This is a genomic window from Actinobacillus indolicus, from assembly GCF_004519515.1.
Taxonomy (GTDB): Bacteria; Pseudomonadota; Gammaproteobacteria; order Enterobacterales; family Pasteurellaceae; genus Glaesserella; species Glaesserella indolica_A.
The window spans coordinates 643,601-663,887 of sequence record NZ_CP038145.1 but is presented as its reverse complement, the minus strand read 5'-3'; the positions used below and the strand labels follow the sequence as shown (position 1 = coordinate 663,887).

The window sequence follows — 20,287 nt, the reverse complement described above, 5'->3', positions numbered from 1 at the left end:
TATGACAAAAGTAGCAGACTCAAAAGTTATCGTTGGTTTAGAAATCGGCACTCATAAAGTCGTTGCCGTCGTGGGTGAAGTATTGCCTGATGGTGTGATTAATGTGATTGGCTCGGGTGTTAGCCAATCTAAAGGCGTTTATGGTGGCGGTGTTGTTGATTTAGATGCAGTAGTCAGCTCTATTCAAAGAGCGATTGAAGAAGCAGAATCTATTTCTGAGTGTCGAATTATGGGGGTAACGTTAGCCCTTTCTGGCTCTCATATTACTGCGTTTAATGAAAGTGGAACAGTTCCGCTCTCTGGCGCAGTAAGTGATCAGGATTTAGATAATGCGATTCATATTGCACGTTCCATTAAACTTCCAGATGGCTTAGAAACATTACATATTATTCCGCAAGAGTATAAAGTGGATAGATTACCTGCTACAAAAAATCCACTTGGTTTATCGGGGATGAGATTGCAAGCTCATGCTCACCTGATTGCTTGTCATAATGATTGGTTACGTAACTTAAAAAATGCTGTTGAGCGTAGCAAATTAAAAATTGATCAAATTGTTTTTTCAGGACTTGCTTCAAGTTATTCTGTATTAACGGACGATGAAAGAGAGCTAGGGGTATGTTTAATTGATATTGGTGGCGGTACGATGGATGTACTCGTTTACACGGATGGTGCTTTACGTTTTAGTAAAGTTATCCCATTTGGCGGAAATAATGTTACCGATTACATTGCTCAAGTATTTGCAACCTCTCGCCCAGAAGCGGAAACGATTAAAGTTCATCATGGTAGCGCAATTTCTCCACCAACACATTTCCCTGAGAAAAAAATTGAATTTGCGGGTTTAGGTGGAAGAACATCAAGAACTTTTACTAAAGAGCAGTTGTCAAAAGTCACATCGCAGTGTTATCAAGATTTATTAGGGGTTGTATCCCATGAATTAACACAATTACGCAATGAATTATATCAAAAAGGCATAAAACAAGAATTAATTGCTGGAATTGTGCTTACAGGTGGTGGCTCTCAAATAGAAGATATTGTAGAATGTGCAAAATCTGTCTTTGGATCACAAGTTCGAGTAGGTTATCCGTTAAATATTACGGGATTAACCGACTACGTAAATAAGCCATCATACGCCACAGTATTAGGATTATTACAATATAGTCACTACAATGATGCTGATAGTAGCCCAAGCGGTAAAGCAGATGGCAGTATTGGCGGTATCATTGATATAGTAAGTAATGGTGCTAAAAAAGCATATAATTGGATAAAAACAAGTTTTTAGTGGGCATTAATAAAAGAATTATGCCTTTAGGGAGAATCACAAATGTTTGAACCTATTTTTGAAGCAACGCAAGATGCGGTCATCAAAGTTATCGGTGTTGGTGGCGGTGGCGGTAACGCATTAAACCACATGGTCAGTAGTACTCAATCTGATGTTGGTAGTGTTGAATTTTTTTCTGTAAATACAGATGCTCAAGTATTACGTAGTAGCTCTGTACGTAATACGATTCAAATAGGTGCTACATTAACTAAAGGTTTAGGTGCAGGTGGCGATCCAAATGTAGGGCACCAAGCAGCAGAGGAAGATCGTGAAGCACTAAGCAATATGATTGATGGTGCGGATATGGTCTTTATCGCGGCTGGCATGGGCGGTGGTTCAGGTACTGGTGCTGCGCCTGTTATTGCTGAAATTGCAAAAAGCAAAGGGGCTTTAACTGTCGGTATTGTTACAAAACCATTCTCTTTTGAAGGTAAAAAACGTTCAGGATATGCAGAACAAGGTATCCGTGAACTTGCAAAACATGTAGATTCTCTCATTATTATCCAAAATGACAAATTATTAAAAGTTTTACCAAAAAATGTGAAGTTTAATGAAGCTTTTGGTGTCGCAAATGATGTATTACGTAATGCTGTATTAGGTATTACAGATATGATTACCTCTGAAGGTTTAGTAAACGTTGACTTTGCTGACGTGAAAAAAGTGATGTCTGAAATGGGTAGAGCGATGATGGGAACAGGTATTGCAGATGGTGAAAACCGTGCTGAGAATGCCGCAAAAGAAGCGGTAGCAAGCCCATTATTAGAAGATGTGGATTTATCTGGCGCTAAAGGTATCCTTGTTAACATTTCTTCTGGATATGATATTGAACTTGCAGAAGTCAATACTATCATGGAATATGTAACAAGTTTTGCTGATCCAGATGCGGCTATTATCTTTGGTTCGGCATTCTATCCAGAAATGGAAGGTCAAATCCGTGTAACATTAGTTGCAACAGGTATTGGCCAGCCAGAAGAAATGCCAAAAATTCCAGGTGTACAAGGACGAGCTGATATTCCTCAGCAACCTGTAGTTAATAATGGATTTGTTGGTGGCCGTCAGCCTGATTTTATGAATAATATGGGTGGTGGTTATTCAAACCAAAACCAATATGCTACTCATCAAATGCATCAGCAACCACAACAGGTTCAGCAAACTGCGCCAAGACCACAGCAAGTAGATACAGCTCAGGTCTTTTCGCCAAACTCAATCCCTGGGTTTATGAGAAATGGTCAATAACCATTTCGGGAAATAAGGAAACGATATGATTAAACAAAGAACCCTTAAACAAGCAGCAAAAGTAACAGGTATTGGCTTGCACAGTGGCAAGAAAGTCACCTTAACGTTACGCCCAGCACCTGCAAATACAGGGATTATTTACGCAAGAACAGATCTTGATCCTGTCGTTTATTTCCCTGCAAGCGCTGATTCTATCCGTGATACAACCCTTTGTACTTGTATGATCAACGATGAAGGTGTGCGTATTTCGACAGTTGAACACTTAAATGCGGCAATGTCTGCGTTAGGTTTAGATAACTTAATTGTAGAAGTTGATGCACCTGAAATTCCAATTATGGATGGTAGCTCAAGTCCTTTTATCTATCTATTGTTAGATGCAGGTATTGAAGAGCAGAATGCGCCGAAGACATTTATTCGTATTAAAGAAAATGTACGAGTAGAAGAAGGCGATAAATGGGCTGAATTTAAACCATACAATCACGGTCTTAAATTAGATTTTACCATTGATTTTACGCACCCAATGATCACCAAAGAAGTGCGTAATTACAAAATGGAATTTTCAGCACAGCACTTTATTCAACAGTTAAGCCGTGCTAGAACCTTTACCTTTATGAAAGATGTTGAATATCTTCAATCAATTGGTTTAGCGTTAGGTGGTAGCCTTGATAATGCGATTGTTTTAGATGAATATCGTATTTTGAATGAAGAAGGCTTACGTTTTAAAGACGAACTTGTTCGCCATAAAATGTTAGATGCTGTCGGTGATTTATTTATGTGTGGCTACAATATTTTAGGCGACTTCAAAGCCTATAAATCAGGTCATGGTTTAAACAATAAGTTACTACGTGCAGTTTTAGCGAATGAAAATGCTTGGGAATTTGTTACCTTTGAAGATAAAGCAGAAGTGCCACAAGGTTACCAAGTTACAGAACAAGTATTTATTTAATTGAAAACGAAACAAATAAAAGGCTTAAAATCAGATAGATTTTAAGCCTTTTTGTTATTTTAACAATCGCTGGCTGTTAAACACGACTGTCACAGACGACAATGCCATAGCTACAGCTGCAATCATTGGATTTAATAACCAGCCAGTAAAAGGATAAAGCACACCGCAAGCGATTGGAATGGAAATGATATTGTAAATAAAGGCACCAAACAGGCTCTGTTTCATATTTTGTACAACTTGTTTTGAGAAGGGCAAAATTGCTGCTAGTGGTTGCAAGCCCGATTGCATTAATGAAAGATCCGCAGTTTCTATCGCAATTTCACTACCATTGTACATTGCAACACCAACATTCGCTTGAGCTAATGCAGGGGAGTCATTAATTCCGTCACCGATCATTGCCACTTTTCTCCCTTGCTGCTGTAGCTTCGTTATTTGTTCAGCTTTCTGCTCCGGCAACACTTCTGCAATCACTTCATCTAAGCCCAATGTTTCGGCATAATAGTTTGCTGTAGCTTGGCGGTCGCCCGTGAGCATTATGCAGCGATAGCCCTGCTGTTTAAATTGTGTAATAACCGCTTGGCTTTCAGGACGAAGTTGATCTTGCAAATAGATCACGCCAATAACCTGTTCATTGAGTGAAACAAAAACTTGCGTAGCCAAATCTTGCTCTTCACAAAGGTCAGAAGCAACAAATTGCCGATTACCGACTTTTACATTATCTTCACCCACTTGAGCTGAAATCCCTAAACCTTTGGCAACTTTTATGTTACTCGCAGGATAAGCGGTCAGATCAGGGCGATATTTTACAATCGCTTTAGCAATCGGATGGGCAGCCTGCTGTTCAAGGCTTTTAGCTAAACGTAATACTTCGTCAGCAGATACATTGCCTAAGGCTTCAATTCTAGTGACCAGCATTTTGCCCGTGGTTAGCGTTCCTGTTTTGTCAAACACCAAAGTGTCAATTTCACTACTTGCTTGTAGTGCTTCAATATTCCTCACTAATACACCCAATTCAGCCGAACGAGCAACGCCTGCAATGGTGGAAAGTGGAATAGCCAGCCCTAAGGCACAAGGGCAAGCAATGATTAAAACTGTTGTGAAAATAGATAATGCAAAGGCAAAATCTTGACCTAATACCAACCAAATTAATGCACTGAACAAGGCAATACTCACCACAATAGGCACAAACACCGCTGCAACCTTATCGACCCATTGCGCTAAGGGTGGTTTAGAGGATTGTGCGTGACGGACTGCAGAAATAATCCGAGCCAGTGCAGTTTGAGAACCCACTTGCTCGGCAAGATAAATACCTGCTCCGTCTTGGATAATAGTTCCAGCTCGCACTTTATCGCCTACTCGTTTCTCAACAGGTAACGCCTCGCCTGTGAGCATTGATTCATCTACCCATAATGAACCGCTCTGCAACACGCCGTCCACGGCAAATCTGTCGCCTGTAAGTGCCTGAATCCGCATTTGTGGTTTGATTCCTTTAGTCGAAATGGTTTTTGCAATTTCCCCATCAAAAATAACCGCTTGTTGTGGTGCTAAATCCAACAATTTTTCTAAGGCAAGCGATGAGCGCTGTTTCGCTTTCAATTCAAGATATTTGCCCAAATTGAGAAAGCCGATGATCATCACACTAGCTTCATAGTACAAATGGGAATGAGGTTGTGGAAACAGCGTTAAATACAACGAATAAACAAAGGCAACGCCTGTGCTAATCGCAATCAGGGTGTCCATTGTGGCAGCACGATGTTTTAGACTTGTCCACGCTCCTGTGAAGAAGTGCTTACCGCTAAAAAACATCGTGCTGGCGGTGATTGCCGCCCAAGCGAGCCAAAGCGGACGATTTTCTACGGTCGGTGACATACCGAATATCATACCGTATGTCATTAAGATTGCCCCGACAGCTAATGCCACGATAAATTGACGACGCTTCTGCGTTAAGAGCGTGGCAGTTTGAGCTTGTTGTTTGGCTCGACGAATCTCTTCGCTTTCTAGTAATTCTGCACCAAAACCGATTTTCGTCACTGCTTGTACTACCGAATCAGCCGTGACCTTGCCTTGTACAAAGGCAGTTTGATCAGCTAAATTAACTGACACATATTCCACATCTGCTAATCGTCCGATCACCGTTTCCACACGTCGAACACAAGCCGCACAATGCAAACCGTTGAGTAAAAATTGTTGCTCTTGTGACATTGATTTATACCTCTTTTGCCTCAAAGCCAATATCAACAATAGCATCAATCAAGGTTTTTGCCTGTTCCTCACTTTCAATAGTAGCCATTTGGGTTGCTAAATCAATTTTTACGTCGCTTACCGTTGGTAATTCTCGTAGTGCTTTATCCACACTTTTCACACAATTGCCACAATGTAAGCCATCAAGTTGTAATGTGATTGTTGCCATTTTATTTTCCTTTTGTATTTGAATAAATTAAGTGCATAATAAACCTTTACCCTAGGTGAAGGTCAAGTGTTATGAATATCAGCCAAGCAGCAAAATTATCAGGATTAACCGCCAAACAGATTCGTGATTATGAAAAAGCAGGACTACTACCGCATGCTCAACGCAGTGAGTCGGGTTACCGTCTTTATTCGGAAAAAGACGTAGAGCGGTTACATTTTATTAGCAATGCCCGTAAAGTCGGCTTTTCCCTTCAACAGATCGGAGAATTATTAAAGTTAAATGATGATCCAAATAGAGCAAGCCGTGATGTGAAAAAATTGACAGAACAGCACATTATTGAATTGCAAGATAAGATTGCCGATTTACAAGCAATGTTGAATTTATTGCAAAGTTGGAATCGTTCTTGTTGTGGTAATGAGAAATCGGAATGTGCGATTTTAAAAGGATTACAACAGTAGCAAGCGGTAGGATTTGCCTAATTTTTTGCAAAAAAGTCACTGAAACTAACCGCTTGCTGTTTTAAGTTGAGCCATTGGCAGAAATTCGTTAAAATTCCCCCCTGTTTTTATTTACATTAATTGATTATAAGAGCTCTACTATGTCTGAAAAACGCTACGGTGCTGATGAAATTACCGTTCTCAAAGATCTTGAACCTGTGCAACTTCGCCCAGGTATGTACACTGATACCACTCGTCCAAATCACTTAGGGCAAGAAGTAATTGATAACAGTGTTGATGAAGCGTTATCAGGCTTTGCTAATCAAATTGATGTGATCTTACATAGCGATAATTCTCTTGAAGTCGTTGATAATGGACGGGGTATGCCTGTTGATATTCACTCGACGGAAAAAATTTCGGGGGTGGAACTTATCCTGACAAAACTGCACGCAGGCGGTAAGTTCTCCAATAAAAATTACACCTTTTCAGGCGGTTTGCACGGCGTAGGGATTTCCGTTGTAAATGCCCTTTCTGAAAGGGTGGAGATCACTATTAAACGTAATGGTGAGATTTATACTATTGCTTTTGCAAATGGCGTTAAAGTGGAAGAGTTGAAAGTGATCGGTACTTGTCCAAAACGCCAAACGGGCACAACGGTTCGCTTTTATCCAAATCCAAAATATTTTGATTCGCCGAAGTTTTCGGTTAGTCGCCTACGTCATCTATTGCGAGCCAAGGCGGTACTTTGCCCTAAATTAACCATCAATTTTATCGACCATATCAACAACACCCAAGAAACGTGGTACTACGAAGATGGCTTGCGTGATTATTTAACAGATGCATTAAAAGAATATGAATATCTGCCAAATCCACTATTTGTTGGTGAAGTTGTTGGCGAAACTGAAGCAGTGAGTTGGGCGTTAAGCTGGCTCACAGAGGGTGGCGATCAGATCAATGAAAGCTATGTAAACTTGATTCCAACGGCTCTTGGCGGTACGCACGTCAATGGCTTGCGTCAAGGTTTATTTAAGGCGATGGCTGAATTTTGTGATTTTAGAAATCTGTTGCCTAAAGGTGTCAAATTAACTGCCGATGATGTTTGGGGGCGTTGTTGCTATGTGCTATCGCTTAAAATGCAAGAGCCACAGTTTGCAGGGCAAACCAAAGAGCGTTTATCATCACGACAAGCGGCGAGTTATGTTGAAAATAGTGTAAAAGATGCCTTTAGTTTATGGCTAAACCAAAATGTCCAAGTTGCCGAACAACTGGCGGAAATGGCAATTAGCTCTGCTCAGAGACGTTTACAAGCAGAAAAGAAAGTTGTTCGTAAAAAATTAGTAAATGGTCCAGCGCTCCCTGGTAAATTAGCAGATTGTAACTCCCAAGATATTACACGGACCGAATTGTTCTTAGTCGAAGGGGATTCTGCGGGCGGTTCAGCGAAGAAAGCGAGAGATAAAGAGTTTCAAGCGATCTTGCCTTTGAGAGGAAAAATTTTAAATACTTGGGAAGTGTCTCCCGATCAAGTTTTAGCTTCAACGGAAGTGCATGATATTGCTGTTGCATTAGGTATCGATCCCGATAATGACGATTTAAGTCAGCTACGTTACGGTAAAGTCTGTATTCTTGCTGATGCGGATTCGGATGGATTGCACATCGCAACATTACTGTGTGCGTTATTTCTACGCCATTTCCCTACCTTAGTGAAGAATGGGCATGTGTATGTAGCAATGCCACCGCTTTATCGTATTGATATTGGTAAGGATGAAGTGCATTATGCGTTAGATGAAGCAGAAAAAGAGAGCATTTTGGCTCGCCTTGCAAAGAAAAAAGGCACGCCAAACGTTCAACGCTTTAAAGGATTGGGTGAAATGAACCCTGAACAGCTACGTGAAACTACGATGAATCCGAGTACTCGCCGTTTAGTTCAATTAGTTCTGGAAGAGCAAAGTGAAGAAGAAAGTACTTCTACCTTTGAATTAATGGATATGCTACTTGCTAAAAAGCGAGCGGAAGATAGAAAGCAATGGTTGCAAAACCGTGGTGATGAAGCAGATTTAGATATATAAAGATAGGGGCTAAATGCCCCTTATTTATTGCGCCATCTGATGAACCACTTTCATAAACCCATCTGCAGTGGCATAAACTTCTTCTTTGCCTTGGGCTTTTAAAATCATATCGGAAAGCTCACGGAATGCGGAATGTCCGCCTTTACGCGTTAAGACTAAATCAGCCTGATTTTTGACATAATCAAAGGCATCGCCCACAGCAACCGCTAATCCACAGACTTCAAATGCAGGTAAGTCCAGCGTATCATCGCCTAAAAATGCAGTTTCTTCGGCTGAAACCCCCGCTTGTTGCATTAATTCAAAACAGGCATCACGTTTAGACATTTTGCCAAGTTGGAAAAGGGGAATACCTAAATCTTTAATACGACGGCGTAAAATCGGGGTGTCACCACCTGACAGCACGGCAACTTGAATACCACAAGCAAGGAGCATTTTGATCCCTAAACCGTCTTTCACATTGAAGTATTTTAATGCTTCGCCATTTTCAGAATAATATAAGCTCCCATCAGTAAGTACACCGTCCACATCGGTAATCACAAGTTTAATTTTTGTTAGTCTTTGCATAAGTATCCTTGATTTCAGTTAAGTGGAGTTTTATGATCTTGCTCATTATAGCCTTTTGGAGTAGCCAATGTCGATTTCTCAAAATTTAGCGACAATTTCTCAACAAATTCAACAATATTGTCAGCAAGCTAATCGCCCTGAACAGAGTGTGAAACTACTTGCGGTGAGCAAAACTAAACCCATTTCAGCCATTGCCGAAGCCATTGAAGCAGGACAACGTGCTTTCGGCGAAAATTATGTGCAAGAAGGTATTGAAAAAATTCAACATTTTGCGAATAACGACACATTAGAATGGCACTTTATCGGTTTATTACAATCCAATAAAACACGCCCCGTCGCAGAGCATTTTGATTGGGTTCAAACGATAGACAGGCTCAAAATTGTACAACGTTTAAGCGAGCAACGCCCTGAACATCTGCCTGAATTAAACGTTTTAATCCAAATTAATATCAGTGATGAAGCATCTAAATCGGGTATTTCTGCGAAAGAAATGCTAGAATTAGCCACTCAAATTAGCCAACTGCCACGTTTAAAATTGCGTGGTTTAATGGCAATTCCGAAGCCTGAAAGTGAGCCTGAGCAACAGAAAATCGCCTTAGCTCAAATGAATGAACTCTTTCTTCAACTGCAATCCAAATTTGAAGGGATTGATACGCTATCAATGGGAATGTCTGATGATATGCAGAGTGCGATTGAATGCGGTTCAACCATGGTGCGTATCGGCACGGCGATTTTTGGGGCAAGATCTTAAATTTGATTGCACTTAAAGACAAATATTCTTATCCTTTCCATATTCAAAAAAACTAAGGGAAAAGCTATGCAACCTAAAGCAAAATTTAGAAAAGATTACCGTCAGCCTGATTTTACGATTCATCAAATTTATCTTGATGTTCAGCTTGATCCTGAGCAGACGATTGTCACATCGACGTTGTCAGTCGTGCGTAAAAATGCGGACGCGACTACATTACGTTTAGATGGGCATAGCTTTGAGTTTTTATCGATTAAATTTAATGGCGAGCCATTTAAAGAATATCAAAAAGATGATGAGTCTTTGACCTTAAATTTAGCCCATTCCCCTGCGGATCAATTTGAGTTGGAAATTCAGACCAAGCTCAATCCATCAACCAATACATCACTGCAAGGGTTATATCAATCGGGTGAAGGGATCTGCACTCAATGTGAAGCTGAAGGCTTTCGTCAGATTACGTATATGCTTGATCGCCCTGATGTACTTGCAAAATATCGCACTAAAATCACCGCTTGTAAGAGTAAATATCCATACCTGCTTTCTAATGGCAATCGTATTGCTCAAGGGGAGTTGGACGATGGTCGTCACTGGGTTGAGTGGGAAGATCCGTTCTTCAAACCAAGCTATTTATTTGCCTTAGTCGCAGGGGATTTTGATCTGTTACAAGATAAGTTTATCACGATGAGCGGACGTGAAGTCGCCCTTGAAATCTATGTGGATCGGGGAAATCTTGACCGTGCTACTTGGGCGATGGAGAGCTTAAAACGTTCAATGAAATGGGACGAAGAGCGTTTTGGGTTAGAGTATGATTTAGATATTTATATGATCGTGGCGGTCGATTTCTTTAATATGGGGGCAATGGAAAATAAAGGGTTAAACATTTTTAATTCGAAATTTGTGCTGGCTAACCCGCAAACTGCAACGGACGATGATTATTTGAATGTTGAAGCGGTGATTGCTCACGAGTATTTCCATAACTGGACTGGCAACCGTATTACTTGCCGTGACTGGTTCCAACTCAGTTTAAAAGAAGGTTTGACAGTTTTCCGTGACCAAGAGTTTACTTCAGATTTATGGTCAAGATCGGCAAAACGAATTGAAGATGTGCGTTTGTTGCGTGCGGTACAATTTGCTGAAGATGCAAGCCCGATGGCTCACCCTATTCGCCCTGAAAAAGTGATTGAAATGAATAACTTCTATACAGTTACCGTCTATGAAAAAGGGGCGGAAGTTATTCGAATGATCCATACCTTACTCGGCGAAGAGCGTTTCCAAAAAGGAATGAAACTCTATGTGGCAGAAAATGATGGCACGGCGGCAACCTGCGAAGATTTTGTGTCTGCAATGGAACGTGCTTCAGGGGTGGATTTAGATCTGTTCCGCCGTTGGTATAGTCAATCAGGTACACCTGAATTAACAATTTCTGATGAGTATGATGAAAAACGCCATACCTACCGCTTGCACGTTTCTCAAAGTACGCCACCAACCGCCGATCAGCTTGAGAAAGTGAATTTACATATTCCGTTGAAAGTGGCGTTATATAGTCAAGATGGTAAGAAAATCAATTTACAACACGAATTATTAACCGTCAGTGATGTGTTAGATGTAGTCCACGAACATCAAACCTTTGAGTTCCATAATGTGCAACAACGCCCAGTGCCTGCACTGTTGTGTGATTTCTCTGCCCCTGTGCGTTTAGATTACGACTATTCAACAGAACAGCTTTTGACGCTATTGAAATTTGCTGAGAATGATTTTGTACGTTGGGACGTGGCACAAATGTTGTTTAACAATGAGTTGCGTGAAAATCTAAGTCGCTACCAACAGGGCGAAGCAATGGCATTCTCACAAGGTTTGTTAGAAGCACTCACCTTTGTGATCGACAATGCAAATAAAGATCCAGAACTCGCCGCTTTAACCTTAACCTTGCCAAAAGAAACGGAATTTGCAGAGTTGTTTAAAGTGATCGATCCTACGGGCATTGCGGCTGTTCGCCACTTTATGCAACAAGCGATTGCTGATGAATTAAAAGATCGTTTCTTAGTCGTTTACAACCAAAATAAATTAACGGAATACCGTGTGGTTGCCGATGATTTGGCAAAACGTGCATTACGCAATGTTTGCTTGTCTTACCTTGCCTTTACCGAAGTGGGTAATACCTTGGTACACAAACATTATCATCAAGCAAACAATATGACGGATACTTTGGCTGCACTCTCAGCTTCAACCAAAGCACAACTCGCTTGCCGAGATCAGCTTCTTGCCGATTTTGAACAAAAATGGCAACACGACGGTTTAGTGATGGATAAATGGTTTGCTTTACAGGCGACACGTCCAGATGAAAATGTACTTGAAATTGTGCAAGATTTATTAACGCACCCAAGTTTTAACTTTAAAAATCCAAACCGTGTGCGTTCATTAGTTGGAGCATTTGCAAGTCAAAATCCAAGTGCATTCCACGCCATTGACGGCTCTGGTTATCGTTTCTTAGTGGATATGTTGATTAAGATGAACGAAAGTAATCCACAGGTCGCAGCTCGTTTAATTGAACCATTAATTAAACTTTCTCGTTATGACACTCAACGCCAAACCCTGATGCGTCGTGGTTTAGAGCGTTTGAAAGGCTTAGATAATCTTGCTCGTGATCTGTTTGAGAAAATTGAAAAGGCGTTGCAGTAATGATTTGGCATCAAGCGTTATTTTCCTTTCACGGAAGGTTAAACCGCAAAGGCTTTTGGATTGGCTTTGGGGTTAATTTTGCATTTTTATTTATTTTTGCAAATTTTATCTTAAATCCGACCGCTTTCAGTTGGATCAGCGTTCTTCCTTTAACGCTTTCATTTTTTAGTCTGTCAGCAATTATTGTGAAACGCTTACATGATCGTAACCGTTCAGGTAAAGCACTAATGATGGTTCTAGTCCCGATTTTGTGCTACTTAACTTCCTTAGGTGCTGAGGGAAATATGGCATGGATGCTTGGTATTATGATGCCAGCATTTATCTCGACAATCTTAGTGATGGAATGGGGCGTGTTTGCCGGCAACCCTGAAGCAAATCAGTATGGTGAGAAAGGATTGAGCGTGAGATTTAGATAATATGAGTTCCTCTCTTTTCAAAGAGGGGAGCTAGTTACGAATTTTAATAACAAACAAATTCAAAATGACCGAAATAAAACTTAATTACCACAAAACCCATTTTTTAACCTCTGCACCTGATATTCGCCACTTACCTGAAGACAGTGGCGTGGAAATTGCCTTTGCAGGGCGTTCAAATGCAGGGAAATCGACGGCATTAAATGCCTTAACTAACCAAAAGAACTTGGCTCGTACTTCTAAAACCCCAGGGCGTACGCAGTTAATTAACTTATTTGAAGTAGAACCCAACTGTAAATTAGTCGATTTACCTGGCTATGGCTATGCGGCGGTGCCTGAGCAGATGAAACTTCAGTGGCAACGCTCTTTAGGTGAGTATTTGCAGAAACGTGAATGTTTACGGGGCGTAGTAATTTTAATGGATATTCGCCACCCGTTGAAAGATCTCGATCAGCAGATGATCGAGTGGGCGGTATCTGCGGAGTTGCCTGTATTATTGCTACTTACCAAAGCAGATAAACTTAGCCAAAGTGCGAGAAGCAAAACCGTCAAAATGGTGCGGGAAGCAATTTTACCGTTTCAAGGCGATGTGCAAGTCGAAGCCTATTCTGCGTTAAATCGTATTGGTATTGATAAACTTGCGACTAAATTAGATAGTTGGTTCGCCGAAATTTTTACTCAAACCCAAGAGGGATAACTTATGTATAACTTAACCGAATTACGCCAAGAAACCGATGAAATCATCGAATCTTTATTAGCCGATGGAAGCGATCCTGAAGCCCTTTATATTATCGAACACCACGTTGCTCATCACGATTTCGATAAACTTGAGAAATTAGTTGTAGATGCTTATAAGTTGGGCTATGAGATTTCTGAAGCGGAAGAAGTGGAAGAAGAGAATGGCGATCTCGTGTTTGTGTGCGATATTGTTAGCGAAATTAAACTAGATGCGGAACTTATTACCGCTCAACAAAAAGAGCTACTGCCGTTAATCGAAAAATCGGGTGCGGTTTATGAAGGCTGGGGAACTTATTTTGAAGATCCAAACAGTGATGAAGATGAATATGGCGATGACGGCGAATTTTTCGATGACGAAGATGATAATTTTGATGATGAACGTCGTCATTAATTAAATGGACAAGCGGTGAGATCTTGCAAATTTTTTGCAAAATCTCACCGCTTGTTCTCTATAAACCTTTTTTTACCCAATATTGATAAGGCTTAGTATCTGTTTGACTTTTTAATAGCTGATGATCCATAAATTGACAAAAACTCGGAATATCACGAGTAGTTGCGGGGTCATCAGCAATAATTAGCAACACTTCACCGTCTGCCATATTGCGAATGGTTTTACGAGTAAGCATTACGGGTTCAGGGCAACGTAGCCCTAGGGTATCTAAAGTGTGGTTAATGGTTAGTTCGGTCATATTTATTATCTTATCTATGTAAAAATTTACTCTCTTCCGTTCACGGGAGAGAGACAGCCCAAAATAGCGTAAGGCTATTTGGGGCAGAGAGAGGGCAAGCGGTCAGATTTCACAAAAAATTTGCAAAGCCCTCTCCCTCCGCAAATCTTCGATTTGCTCTTTCCTCTCCCGCATTTTCGGGAGAGGGGATGATTATATAAGGGATCTTTATGCAACATATCTTTTCACAACATATCGCACGCATTCAACAAATTGTACAGCACGCCTTAGAGCTGGCTCGTCTTGACGGGCTTTGGATTTATGCAGGGCAGGCAAAATATCATTTTTTAGATGACCAAACATCGCCATTTAAAATCAATCCGCATTTTAATTATATTTTCCCTGATCCCACTGCAGAACAAAGTTGGCTTTTTTTAGACGGTAAAAATAAACCGAAACTCTATTTTTATGCACCGCAAGATTATTGGCATTGTACGCCAAATCCGCCGACATCGGCATTTTTTGCTGATGAGTTTGAATGGCAAATGCTCACGGATAGCCAACAAATTCAACAATATATCCTTAATCCGACCCATTGTGCCTTTATTGGTGAACAAACGGAGCTTGCCAAATCGCTAGGTTTTGAGCATATCAATCCACAGAAAGTGCTAAATGTACTGCATTTTGAGCGTTCGATCAAAAGTGAATTTGAAATTGAGTGCATTTATCAAGCTCAACTTACCGCTTTAGCAGGACATCAAGCGGCAAAAGAGGCTTTTTTGGCAGGTAAAAGTGAGTTTGAAATCAATCTAGCCTATCTTCAAGCGACCAAACAATCGGATAACAATGTGCCTTATGGCAATATTGTTGCCGTCAATCAGCATAGTGCTATTCTACATTATACAAAATTGGATTTCACGCCACCTTGCGAACGCCACAGTTTTTTACTTGATGCTGGCACAAGCTATCTTGGTTATGCCTCTGATCTCACCCGAACCTATGCCTTTGATCCACAAAGTGAATTTGCCACCATGGTTGCTCAAATGGAACAGTTTAAACTGGATACGATTGCTGATATGCAAGTGGGGATGAATTATCTGAGTTACCATACCCAAATGCACCGTTGGATCTCGCAAATGCTTCATCAGTTTGAGTTTGTGAAATTACCTGCCGATCAAATTTTTGAAGAGGGTATTAGCCGTACTTTCTTCCCACACGGCTTAGGGCATCAGCTCGGCTTGCAAGTCCACGATGTTGCAGGTTTCCAACAAAACCACCGTGGCACACACAAAGCACCGCCTGAGATTTACCCAAGTTTGCGTTGCACTCGTGATTTAGCCGAAGGTATGGTGCTTACCATTGAACCTGGCTTCTATTTTATTGAGATGTTGCTAAATCAATGGAAGAACCATCCGCTTGTACGTTTCTTTAACTGGCAGAAAATCGATGAATTTAAACGCTACGGCGGCATTCGGACGGAAGATAACATTGTGATGAGAGCGACTGGCGCAGAAAACTTAACGGCAAAAGCAGCACAAATCATTAAATAATTATTGAGTTTAACTGCATAATTATGCATAATGATCACCAAGACAAGCGGTGAGAACCGCTTTTTTATTTGCAAATCATTTTTTCGTACAAAGGATACTGATATGGCACTTTGGGGTGGACGTTTCACACAACAAGCAGATCAACAATTTAAATATTTCAACGATTCATTACGTTTTGACTACCGTTTGGCATTACAAGATATTGATGGTTCAATCGGTTGGGCGAAAGCAATTCATTCTGTTGGGATCATTACTCAAACAGAATTAAACGATCTTATTCAAGCGTTAAAACAGTTACGAGCTGAAGTTGCACCTAATTTAGCCATTGTGCTACAGGAAGATGCCGAAGATATTCATAGCTGGGTTGAGCTTCAACTGATTAAAAAAGTCGGTGACCTCGGTAAAAAATTGCACACAGGACGTAGCCGTAACGACCAAGTTGCCGTGGATATGAAATTATGGTGTAAAGCCCAAGTGCTTTCACTACAAGAGTCTATCCGTGCGTTACAAGAAAAATTGGTGGAAACCGCAGAAGCTAATCAACTTTCTGTAATGCCAGGTTATACCCATTTACAACGGGCTCAGCCGATCACCTTTGCCCATTGGTGTATGGCATATTACGAGATGCTAGATCGTGATTACAGCCGTTTAACCGATGCTTATAAACGAATGAATACTTGCCCACTAGGTTCAGGGGCGTTAGCGGGTACGGCTTATGCAATCGACCGTGATTTACTCGCACAAGACCTTGGATTTGAAACTGCGACTCGTAACAGTTTAGACAGTGTATCTGACCGTGATCACGTGTTAGAACTTTTAGCGGCGGCTTCTATCAGTATGATGCACCTTTCTCGTTTTGCTGAGGATCTCATCATCTTTAACAGCGGCGAATCTCACTTTGTCGAACTCTCAGATCGTGTGACTTCAGGTTCATCATTAATGCCACAGAAGAAAAACCCCGATGCTTGTGAGCTTGTGCGTGGTAAAACAGGGCGTGTGTTTGGTGCATTAAGCGGTTTATTAGCAACCTTAAAAGGCTTACCTTTAGCTTATAACAAAGATATGCAGGAAGACAAAGAAGGTATTTTTGATGCGATTGAAACGTGGCAAGCGTGCGTCAATATTTCAGCATTGGTGTTAGAAGATATTAAAGTCGATACTGAGCGTACCAAAGAAGCAGCACAGCAAGGTTATGCAAATGCAACAGAACTTGCAGATTACTTGGTTGCGAAAGGTATTCCGTTCCGTGAGGCACACCACATTGTCGGTGAAGCAGTGGTTTATGCAATCAGTCAGAAAAAAGCGTTAGAAGAGCTGAATTTAGACGAATTCAAGCAATTCCATTCTGTGATTGGCGATGATGTTTATCCGATTTTATCGTTAGACTCTTGTTTGGCAAAACGTTGTGCCAAAGGTGGTGTGAACTTAGAACGTGTGGCTGAAGCGATTGCCGCAGCAAAACAAAATCTAAATCAATAATAAGAATGGGGATGTAGCGATACATCCCTTTTGTCTATATAAAAGGAGCAAATATGACAAAACAACTTACCCCTGAGCTTGTGTTGGTCGATTACAACCAAATTCCAGTGCTTGAAATTGTTCACCCGAAAGTGAAAGCGAAGGTGGCTTTACAAGGTGCGCATTTATTGAGCTGGCAACCTGTTCACGCTGAGCAAGATGTTTTTTGGCTCAGTGAAGTTGAGTCATTTGAGCAAGGCAATGCTATTCGTGGTGGCGTGCCGATTTGTTATCCTTGGTTTGGTGGTGTAAAACAACCCCCACACGGTACCGCTCGTAATCGCTTGTGGGAGCTATCTCACTATCAAGTTCAAACGGAGCAGGTCAAACTTGAGTTCAGTTTGTTTGATGAAAACCATCAATTAGAAGCAAAAATGGAGATGGAATTAGGGCTAACTTGTCAGTTGCGTTTTACCCATTTAGCTCAAGGCGAAGCACAAGTTGCATTACATAGTTATTTCAATGTCAAAAACATTGAGCAGGTGGAGCTGTGTGGCTTACCAGAACAGGCCTTTAATTCCCTTATTCAGCAACAACAAGCGGTTAGTTCACCACGAAAAATTGCAGAATTAGTAGATGAGATTTATGAAGCCAATCAGCAACCAACGCTAATCCAAGATCTTGGCTATTCCCGTCAAATGATGGTTGAACATCAAAATGCCAGCGAAGTAGTAGTTTGGAACCCGTGGCATAAGGCAATGAGCGGAATGAATGAAACGGGATATCGAACGATGGTTTGTGTTGAAACTGCACGGATTTATCAATTAGTGCAATCAGGCGAACAAGTTAGCGTGAAGATTAGCGTAAAATCCCTGTAATTTATGATATGATTTGCCCTATCAAGCCCGATGGGGCATTTTTATTTTGAGAGAATAGTATGACAATGTTAAAAAATGATCGTTATTTAAAAGCATTATTGCGTGAACCTGTTGATATGACACCTGTTTGGATGATGCGTCAAGCAGGGCGTTATTTGCCTGAATATAAGGCGACCCGTGCAGAAGCAGGGGATTTTATGTCGTTATGTCGCAATGCGGATTTAGCGTGCGAAGTGACTATTCAGCCTTTACGTCGTTATGCGTTAGATGCGGCAATTTTATTCTCTGATATATTAACTATTCCAGATGCCATGGGATTAGGTTTAAGTTTTGGCGCTGGCGAAGGCCCTAAATTTGCTCGTCCAATTGAACGTAAAGCCGATGTCGATCATCTGCCTATTCCTGATCCTGAACAAGAATTGCAATATGTGATGAACGCTGTGCGTACCATTCGTCGTGAATTAAAAGGCGAAGTGCCATTAATTGGTTTTTCGGGTAGCCCTTGGACATTAGCGACTTATATGGTTGAAGGCGGAAGTAGCAAAGCCTTTACTAAAATCAAAAAAATGATGTATACCGAGCCTGCGTTGCTACACGCTCTGTTAGCCAAACTGGCTGACAGCGTTATTCTTTACCTGAATGCACAAATTAAAGCAGGTGCTCAGTCGGTAATGGTCTTTGATACTTGGGGTGGCGTATTGGCACACCGTGATTATAACGAATTTTCCTTACGCTATATGCACAAAATCGTCGATGGCTTAATCCGTGAAAATGAAGGTAGAAAAGTGCCTGTGACCTTATTCACGAAAGGCGGTGGTCTATGGTTGGAAGCCATTGCTGACACAGGCTGTGATGCAGTAGGATTAGACTGGACGGTGGATATTGCTGACGCTCGTCGCCGTGTTGGACACAAAGTTGCATTGCAAGGCAATATGGATCCAAGCGTACTCTATGCAAGCCCTGAACGTATTGAACAAGAAGTAAAAGCAATTTTAGCCGGCTTTGGGCAAGGCTCAGGACACGTCTTCAATCTGGGACACGGTATCCACCAAGATGTTCCGGTAGAAAGTCCGAAAGTGTTTGTGGATAGCATTCACGCCTTTTCACAGCAGTATCACAAATAAGGATAACGAATGAGAAACCCTATTCATAAACGTATCGAGCGTTTTGAAACTTGGCAACATCTTACCTTTATGGCGTGTTTATGCGAACGTATGTTGCCTAACTTTCAACTCTTTTGCGAGGTCAGTAAGCGGTCAGATGATGCTAAAACTTTTCAAAATATTCTCAATTTAGTTTGGGAACATCTGACTGTCAAAGGGGCAAAAATCAATTTTGAGAACCAACTCGAAAAATTGGAAGCCATTATTCCTGATGTGAATGAATTTGATTTTTACGGCGTATTCCCTGCTGAAGATGCCTGCCACGCCTTAGCGGAAGTTTTACATAGCATTATCGCAGGAGAAACGTTGGAGCAGGCAATCAAGATTAGCCAAATTTCACTTTCGACCGTGGCAACCTATTTAGAAACACAAGCAGATCGCAGCTTAAATGAACAAGAGCTTAAAAATGCCCCGGAAATTCAAGATGAATTAGATGTGCAATGGCAAGTTTATCGTTTGCTTAACGAGTGTGAAGAAAGAGACATTGAACTCATTTTAGGGCTAAAAGATGAGATTAGAAGTAGCGGAATTAGTAACATTGGATTAAATTTTAATCAATAAGTGTGATTTAGCTAACAATTTTTGCATTATTTACTTTGAGAATAAGGCGGTTTGAATTAAGCTACGCAACGCATTTACGCAATTTTATTTAGGCTATTTAATGCCATCTTACTGATCATATCTTTAGAGGATAAAACTATGAACAAAACTGAGTTAATCGATGCAATTGCAGCAAAAGCTGAATTAAGCAAAAAAGATGCTAAAGCAGCATTAGAAGCGACTTTGGAAGCAATTTCTGAAAGTCTTAAAAAAGGTGATGCAGTTCAACTAATCGGTTTCGGTACTTTCAAAGTAAATCACCGTAAAGCTCGCACAGGTCGTAACCCAAAAACTAACGAAGCAATCGAAATCCCAGCAGCTAACGTACCAGCATTCGTTGCAGGTAAAGCATTAAAAGATTTAGTAAAATAATTTCTTTACCGCATATATTGCTGAAGAGCCTAGAGAATAT

20 protein-coding genes are annotated in these 20,287 nt (G+C 40.9%); 16 read left to right on the top strand and 4 right to left on the bottom strand.

Annotated elements, in window-relative coordinates:
- The first annotated feature begins 1 nt into the window (after position 1).
- Genes ftsA through lpxC form a run of 3 tightly spaced genes read left to right on the top strand, consistent with a single transcriptional unit; the run spans position 2 to position 3,500 of the window.
- On the top strand, positions 2–1,279 hold the full coding sequence (gene ftsA, locus EXH44_RS03140) for a cell division protein FtsA (protein WP_162856237.1): 1,278 nt from the start codon (positions 2–4) through the stop codon (positions 1,277–1,279).
- 42 nt (positions 1,280–1,321) lie between these two features.
- On the top strand, positions 1,322–2,554 hold the full coding sequence (ftsZ, locus tag EXH44_RS03135; protein WP_162856236.1) for a cell division protein FtsZ: 1,233 nt from the start codon (positions 1,322–1,324) through the stop codon (positions 2,552–2,554).
- A gap of 25 nt (positions 2,555–2,579) precedes the next feature.
- Positions 2,580–3,500 (top strand): UDP-3-O-acyl-N-acetylglucosamine deacetylase, encoded by a 921-nt coding sequence (lpxC, locus tag EXH44_RS03130; protein ID WP_162856235.1) that lies wholly within the window; start codon positions 2,580–2,582, stop codon positions 3,498–3,500.
- 54 nt (positions 3,501–3,554) lie between these two features.
- On the opposite strand, the gene EXH44_RS03125 is transcribed toward lpxC, so the two are convergent.
- Together EXH44_RS03125 and EXH44_RS03120 are read right to left on the bottom strand one after the other, a co-directional pair.
- Positions 3,555–5,702: a heavy metal translocating P-type ATPase gene (locus EXH44_RS03125; RefSeq protein WP_162856234.1), complete on the bottom strand. Its 2,148-nt coding sequence runs from the start codon at positions 5,700–5,702 to the stop codon at positions 3,555–3,557.
- A gap of 4 nt (positions 5,703–5,706) precedes the next feature.
- The gene (locus EXH44_RS03120; protein WP_162856233.1) at positions 5,707–5,910 is read right to left on the bottom strand and encodes a heavy-metal-associated domain-containing protein; all 204 of its coding nucleotides are present in this window, start codon (positions 5,908–5,910) and stop codon (positions 5,707–5,709) included.
- Between the two features lie 71 nt (positions 5,911–5,981).
- Between EXH44_RS03120 and cueR the strand changes: the two genes are divergently transcribed.
- Together cueR and parE are read left to right on the top strand one after the other, a co-directional pair.
- Complete coding sequence (gene cueR, locus EXH44_RS03115) at positions 5,982–6,368, top strand: Cu(I)-responsive transcriptional regulator (protein ID WP_162856232.1); 387 nt, start codon at positions 5,982–5,984, stop codon at positions 6,366–6,368.
- Positions 6,369–6,508: 140 nt separating this feature from the next.
- Entirely contained in the window at positions 6,509–8,416 is a 1,908-nt protein-coding gene (gene parE / locus EXH44_RS03110) for a DNA topoisomerase IV subunit B (protein WP_162856231.1), read from the top strand.
- 24 nt (positions 8,417–8,440) lie between these two features.
- Here parE and EXH44_RS03105 read toward each other — a convergent pair whose 3' ends face one another.
- Positions 8,441–8,980: a KdsC family phosphatase gene (locus EXH44_RS03105; protein ID WP_162856230.1), complete on the bottom strand. Its 540-nt coding sequence runs from the start codon at positions 8,978–8,980 to the stop codon at positions 8,441–8,443.
- Between the two features lie 67 nt (positions 8,981–9,047).
- On the opposite strand from EXH44_RS03105, the gene EXH44_RS03100 reads away from it, so the two are divergent.
- From EXH44_RS03100 to rraB, 5 genes are all read left to right on the top strand, one after another.
- Positions 9,048–9,731: a YggS family pyridoxal phosphate-dependent enzyme gene (locus tag EXH44_RS03100; RefSeq protein WP_162856229.1), complete on the top strand. Its 684-nt coding sequence runs from the start codon at positions 9,048–9,050 to the stop codon at positions 9,729–9,731.
- A 66-nt stretch (positions 9,732–9,797) separates the two neighbouring features.
- Positions 9,798–12,407 (top strand): aminopeptidase N, encoded by a 2,610-nt coding sequence (gene pepN / locus EXH44_RS03095; protein WP_162856228.1) that lies wholly within the window; start codon positions 9,798–9,800, stop codon positions 12,405–12,407.
- Positions 12,407–12,823, top strand: a complete 417-nt coding sequence (locus tag EXH44_RS03090; protein WP_162856227.1) for a DUF805 domain-containing protein — start codon at positions 12,407–12,409, stop codon at positions 12,821–12,823. The genes pepN and EXH44_RS03090 overlap by 1 nt, the downstream gene beginning before the upstream one ends.
- 64 nt (positions 12,824–12,887) lie before the next feature.
- Positions 12,888–13,517, top strand: coding sequence for a ribosome biogenesis GTP-binding protein YihA/YsxC (gene yihA, locus EXH44_RS03085; RefSeq protein ID WP_026916806.1), 630 nt, complete (start codon positions 12,888–12,890; stop codon positions 13,515–13,517).
- 3 nt (positions 13,518–13,520) lie between these two features.
- The gene (gene rraB / locus EXH44_RS03080; protein WP_162856226.1) at positions 13,521–13,949 is read left to right on the top strand and encodes a ribonuclease E inhibitor RraB; all 429 of its coding nucleotides are present in this window, start codon (positions 13,521–13,523) and stop codon (positions 13,947–13,949) included.
- Between the two features lie 58 nt (positions 13,950–14,007).
- Here the strand turns inward: rraB and tusA are convergent, their stop codons facing one another.
- A complete protein-coding gene (gene tusA, locus EXH44_RS03075) occupies positions 14,008–14,247 on the bottom strand; it encodes a sulfurtransferase TusA (protein ID WP_135672812.1) in 240 nt (79 codons plus the stop codon).
- Positions 14,248–14,456: 209 nt separating this feature from the next.
- Between tusA and pepQ the strand changes: the two genes are divergently transcribed.
- From pepQ to EXH44_RS03045, 6 genes are all read left to right on the top strand, one after another.
- The gene (gene pepQ, locus EXH44_RS03070; RefSeq protein ID WP_162856225.1) at positions 14,457–15,776 is read left to right on the top strand and encodes a Xaa-Pro dipeptidase; all 1,320 of its coding nucleotides are present in this window, start codon (positions 14,457–14,459) and stop codon (positions 15,774–15,776) included.
- Positions 15,777–15,878: 102 nt separating this feature from the next.
- Positions 15,879–17,255 carry an argininosuccinate lyase gene (argH, locus tag EXH44_RS03065; protein WP_162856224.1) on the top strand — a complete coding sequence of 459 codons (1,377 nt, stop codon included), beginning with the start codon at positions 15,879–15,881 and terminating at the stop codon, positions 17,253–17,255.
- 53 nt (positions 17,256–17,308) lie between these two features.
- Positions 17,309–18,112: a D-hexose-6-phosphate mutarotase gene (locus EXH44_RS03060; protein ID WP_162856223.1), complete on the top strand. Its 804-nt coding sequence runs from the start codon at positions 17,309–17,311 to the stop codon at positions 18,110–18,112.
- 59 nt (positions 18,113–18,171) lie between these two features.
- On the top strand, positions 18,172–19,236 hold the full coding sequence (gene hemE, locus EXH44_RS03055; protein WP_162856222.1) for a uroporphyrinogen decarboxylase: 1,065 nt from the start codon (positions 18,172–18,174) through the stop codon (positions 19,234–19,236).
- Between the two features lie 9 nt (positions 19,237–19,245).
- The gene (locus EXH44_RS03050) at positions 19,246–19,836 is read left to right on the top strand and encodes a YjaG family protein (RefSeq protein ID WP_162856221.1); all 591 of its coding nucleotides are present in this window, start codon (positions 19,246–19,248) and stop codon (positions 19,834–19,836) included.
- 138 nt (positions 19,837–19,974) lie between these two features.
- Entirely contained in the window at positions 19,975–20,247 is a 273-nt protein-coding gene (locus tag EXH44_RS03045; protein WP_162856220.1) for an HU family DNA-binding protein, read from the top strand.
- The last annotated feature ends 40 nt before the right edge of the window (positions 20,248–20,287 follow it).